General features: G+C 70.7%; 5 protein-coding genes. 2 read left to right on the top strand and 3 right to left on the bottom strand.

Features of this window, described 5'->3' with window-relative positions:
* Positions 1–33: 33 nt before the first annotated feature.
* On the bottom strand, positions 34–1,887 hold the full coding sequence (locus KBX53_RS24485) for an adenylyl cyclase (RefSeq protein WP_210861874.1): 1,854 nt from the start codon (positions 1,885–1,887) through the stop codon (positions 34–36).
* Between the two features lie 204 nt (positions 1,888–2,091).
* On the opposite strand from KBX53_RS24485, the gene KBX53_RS24480 reads away from it, so the two are divergent.
* Positions 2,092–2,556: a hypothetical protein gene (locus KBX53_RS24480; protein WP_210861873.1), complete on the top strand. Its 465-nt coding sequence runs from the start codon at positions 2,092–2,094 to the stop codon at positions 2,554–2,556.
* Between the two features lie 115 nt (positions 2,557–2,671).
* Here KBX53_RS24480 and KBX53_RS24475 read toward each other — a convergent pair whose 3' ends face one another.
* Together KBX53_RS24475 and KBX53_RS24470 are read right to left on the bottom strand one after the other, a co-directional pair.
* Positions 2,672–2,944 (bottom strand): GlsB/YeaQ/YmgE family stress response membrane protein, encoded by a 273-nt coding sequence (locus tag KBX53_RS24475; RefSeq protein ID WP_030335408.1) that lies wholly within the window; start codon positions 2,942–2,944, stop codon positions 2,672–2,674.
* A gap of 69 nt (positions 2,945–3,013) precedes the next feature.
* The gene (locus KBX53_RS24470) at positions 3,014–3,769 is read right to left on the bottom strand and encodes an alpha/beta fold hydrolase (RefSeq protein WP_051708735.1); all 756 of its coding nucleotides are present in this window, start codon (positions 3,767–3,769) and stop codon (positions 3,014–3,016) included.
* Between the two features lie 120 nt (positions 3,770–3,889).
* On the opposite strand from KBX53_RS24470, the gene KBX53_RS24465 reads away from it, so the two are divergent.
* A partial coding sequence (locus KBX53_RS24465; protein WP_210861875.1) for a winged helix-turn-helix domain-containing protein occupies positions 3,890–4,213 on the top strand: 324 nt, incomplete at its 3' end.

The following is a 4,213-nucleotide window of genomic DNA, read 5'->3' as shown; positions in this document are numbered from 1 at the left end:
CGCCGCCCCCCCCGCCGCTACGCCCGATCCCCGCTACGGGGTGGGGTACTGGCTCAGGTAGACCGGGGCGCCGACACGGGTCATGTCGGCCGCGTCCCCGACGCCGTTGACCACGTGGTCGATCGTGCCGGCGCTGAGGTTGACGGTCATGATGTGGTGCAGCCGCACCCCCGGCCGGTTCGGCACCTCGAAGCCGTTCTCGGTGTGGATCGACGGGTTGTTCTGGTTGAAGACGTACACCCCGCCGCCGTACAGGGTGTGGTGACGCACCCGGTCACCGACCTTGTACCCGGCCCAGCCCTCGACCGGGCCGTTCATCCAGTCGGCCTGCGTCGGCGGGTCGTACGGCAGCTCGTTCTGGTAGAGGATCGTGGTGCCGTGCTCGCCGTTCCAGACCGTGTTGTACCGCTGGAAGTGCTCGACGAACAGCCCGGTAGCGGTCACGCGGTCGCCGTTGATGACGGCCCCGTAGCGACCGGTGTTGGTACGCCAGCGGTCGGTGTCACCGTTGACGCCCTCGGTGAAGCCCTCGACGCCGTGATCGCCGCGCCACACCCAGGTGTGGTCGATGAGCACGTTGTCGCTGTTGACCTCCAGCGCGGTGTTCGTCCGTCCGATGTGCGGACCGCCGACCCGGAAGTACACGTCGGAGAGCGTGGTCGGGTTGCGCGGGCTGCTCGCGTTGTGGCCGTGCTGGCGTCCGACCCGCAGCAGGACCGGCGACTCGACGGTGCCGGCGTCGATCGTGACACCGGCGACGATCACCCCGGGCACACCGGCCACGTCCAGCGGGATCGTGCCGTTCACGGCGGTGAGCGTGGCGTGCCCGATCCCGAGCACCACGGTGTCCGGACGCCGGACCTCGATGCTGCGCGCGATGTCGTACGTGCCGGGGGTGAGCAGCAGGTGCTTGCCCCGGGCCAGCTGGCTGTTGATGACCCGCACCGGGTCGGAGGGCTTGGCGATGAAGAAGTCGTCGATCCCGATGGTCCGCCCCGGCGTCATGCCGTCGGCCCAGGAGACGCCCCGGCTGTCCCGCTGGGCGGCGGGCACCCGCACCTGGTAGCGGCCCTTGCCGTCGACGAAGAGGTAGGGCTTCTCCCGGCTGAGCGGGGTGGTCTCCAGCGTGGTGTAGGGCGGGTCGGGGAAGCTGGCGTCGTCCGGCGCGCCCTCGACCCCGGCGAACACCTGGTTCCACACCGCGTTGGACCAGCCCGCGACCTCGCTGTTGCGGGTCAGCCACTGCTGCTGTGAGCCGTTGGTGGTGGCGGGCAGCCGCGAGTCGGCGATGAAGCCACCGCTGGCGTACTGCGGACCGGCGGTGCAGTAGTCCATCAGCGACAGACCACCACCGCCGATGTTCAGCCGGCGCATCGACACCGCCTGGGACACCGCCCAGAAGTTCGCCGACGACCGGCAGTCGTCCTGGCCGGCCGCGTTGATGGTGAGCGAGAGGTTGGACAGGGTGCGCCAGAAGTTGACCAGCGCCAGGCAGTTGCCGGTGCCGCCGTCGGCCAGGCAGCGGTTGTAGACCTCGAGTTTGCCGTTGATGGCGACGTCGGTGGGCGAGGCGCCCAGGCCGGACACCTCGGTATAGTAGCCGACCTTGGCCTGCAGCGGTTGCGCAGCGGTGCCGTACGTGCCCGGCTTGAACAGGTAGGCGTGCCGCTCGGTGCCCATCTCGTTGTCGACCTGCCGGGCGTGCGCGGCGTCGAGGGTCTGCTGGATCTGGCCGACCGGCATGGACGGGTCGAAGATCGTCACGTTCGGGCCGAAGTCGGGTGCGCCGTGCGTGGGGCGGCCGGCGGTGGCGGCGGTGCTGGACATGGTGACGGCGGCGGTCACCAGCAGGGCAAGGGTGAGGGTACGTCGGGACGGGCTTGTCATGTGGTTCGTCCTCTCCGCTGACCGGACCGTCTCGTCCGGCGCAGCTGGGGCGGCGTGAGAGCGCTCTCTGACCACAGCGGCCGAGAACGGGTCGCGCCGAAGGGGTCGACATGTTTCTACCCGTTAATTCGGCCGGCCGCCATGACCGGGCCGGCGAACTTCGCGCCGGGCGGAGGAGGATGACGGACGACCTGGGAGGTGCCGATGCCGCTCGACCCACTGCCCCACCTGGACGAACACGCCACGTTCATCAACGCCGGGCCCGACCGGGTCTGGCCCCACCTGATCGACGTCGTGGAGAGGTCCTTCTCGCGGTTCGGCGCTAGCGGGTACGCCCGCCTGGTGCATGCCGCCGACCCCGTCACGTCCGGGCCCCGACCCCTCAGCGAGGGCTCGACACTGCCCGGATTCCACGTCGCCACCGCGATCCCCGGTCAGGAGCTGGCCCTGCGGGGCAGCCACCGGTTCTCGACGTACGCGCTGACCTTCCGCCTCGACGCCGACGGTCCGACCCGGTCACGGCTGCGCGCCGAGACACGCGCGGTCTTCCCCGGCCTGGCCGGCGGCCTGTACCGGCAGATCCTGCTGACCTCGGGCGGCCACGTGTTCGGCGTACGCCGCCTGCTAGCGGCGGTCCGCCGCCGATCCGAACAGGGATCCGTACGCTGACGAGTGGGGTTCGTGATCCCGACCGCACGGTCCACGTAGCTGGTCCAGTTCAGGGTCCGGACACGGCGAGGCCCGCCCTCCGGGGGAGGGCGGGCCGGCACGATGGTGCGAGAGGTCAGCGCACCCGACGGCGGCCGTAGGCACCGGCTGCGACAGCCACGCCGACAGCCGCGAAGGCGACCTGGATGACCAGCTCGATCCAGTCGATCCCACTGGTGTCGTCGACGCCGAAGACACCGGCAACGAGCGTGCCGAGGATCGCCGCGATCACACCGATGAGCAGCGTCAGCCAGATCGGGATGTTCTGCTTGCCGGGGACCACGAGCCGGCCCAGCGCGCCGATGATCAGACCGATGATGATGGCGGCGAAAAAGCCGGAAACTTCCACGGGGATTCGTCCTTCCAGAGGGATGTCGTCGACAGGTGATTGCCCCGAGCAACCGATTGCGAAACACCCCTACGCCTCCCCCAGGAACTCGTCGATCATCGGGGCCAGCCAGTCGGCGCGCTGCGGGATCGTGGTGTGGGTGGTGCCGGGCAGGATGGCCAGCCGGCAGGCCGGCAGGCCGGTCAGGTCGCCGGGCACCGCGCCGCCGAGCAGCCGGAACATGCGCACCGCGTGCTCGGGTTGGACGATGTCCGCGTCGCCCAGCACGATCATGGTGGGTGCGGCCAGCGCGCGGACCTGCTCGGGGGTCCACCGGGGCAGGTTCGCGTCCAGCACCTTCATCTTCGTGACCAGGGTGGCCCAGCCCGCCGGGTCCGGTGCGGTCCGCAGGTACTCCTCGTGGAACTCCGAGCCGTGCAGGTGCTCCGGTTGCAGGTCCTGGATCCCGTCGAGCAGCCCGGGGTGCAGGCCGTCCTCGTCGAAGCTCACCGAGGCGAGCACGAGGCGGCCCACCCGGTCGGCGTGGTGGGTGCCGAGGCGCAGCGCCACCGCCGCGCCCATGCTCCAGCCGAAAACGTCCGCCCGCCCGATGCCCAACCGGTCGAGCAACTCGACGACGTCGGCGGCGAAGTGCTCCACGGTCAGCGGACGGTCCACGTCGGGGGTGTGGCAGTGGGCCTGCAACTCGACGGCGATCACCCGCCGGGTCTTCGCCAGCGACGGCAGGATCGTGCCGAACGACGTACCGATGCCGGAGAGTGCGCCGTGGATCAGCACCAGTGGGCGACCCTCACCATTGCCATGCGCTTCGGAGTAGATGTCCATGCCCACACCGTGCGCCCGCGCGCTTACGGTCGACTTCAGGTCGCCTTACCGGCGTCGAAGCCCCTGCCCGGCCGGCGGCGGGCCCGGACGGCGCCCCGGCAAGGCCATAAGATGACCGCCGTGCAGTTCGGGGTGCTCGGGCCGCTCGCCGTGACCACCGACGCCGGCGAGCCGGTGGTGGTGCCCGGCACGAAGGTACGGGCGTTGCTGGCCGACCTGCTGGCCAACCGCAACCAGGTGGTCTCGGCGGACCGCCTCATCGACGACCTGTGGGGTGACGACTCCCCCGCCAACCCGACCGGCGCCCTCCAGGTGCGGGTGTCGCAGCTGCGCAAGGCACTCAACGACGCCGAGCCGGGCGCCCGTGAGCTGGTCGAGTCCCGGCCACCCGGCTACCTGCTGCGGGCCGACGCCGTCGACGCGGACCGGTTCGTCGACCTGAGC

This window comes from Micromonospora sp. M51 (genome assembly GCF_018070305.1).
Taxonomy (GTDB): domain Bacteria; phylum Actinomycetota; class Actinomycetes; order Mycobacteriales; family Micromonosporaceae; genus Micromonospora; species Micromonospora parva.
Note: the sequence above shows the minus strand (reverse complement) of the source record. Positions and strands in the feature narration are given on the sequence as shown.

Excerpts from the sequence above, each read along its gene's own strand:
- KBX53_RS24485 (WP_210861874.1), bottom strand. The coding sequence starts at position 1,887 with ATGACAAGCCCGTCCCGACGTACCCTCACCCTTGCCCTGCTGGTGACC.
- KBX53_RS24480 (WP_210861873.1), top strand. The coding sequence starts at position 2,092 with ATGCCGCTCGACCCACTGCCCCACCTGGACGAACACGCCACGTTCATC.
- KBX53_RS24470 (WP_051708735.1), bottom strand. The coding sequence starts at position 3,769 with ATGGACATCTACTCCGAAGCGCATGGCAATGGTGAGGGTCGCCCACTG.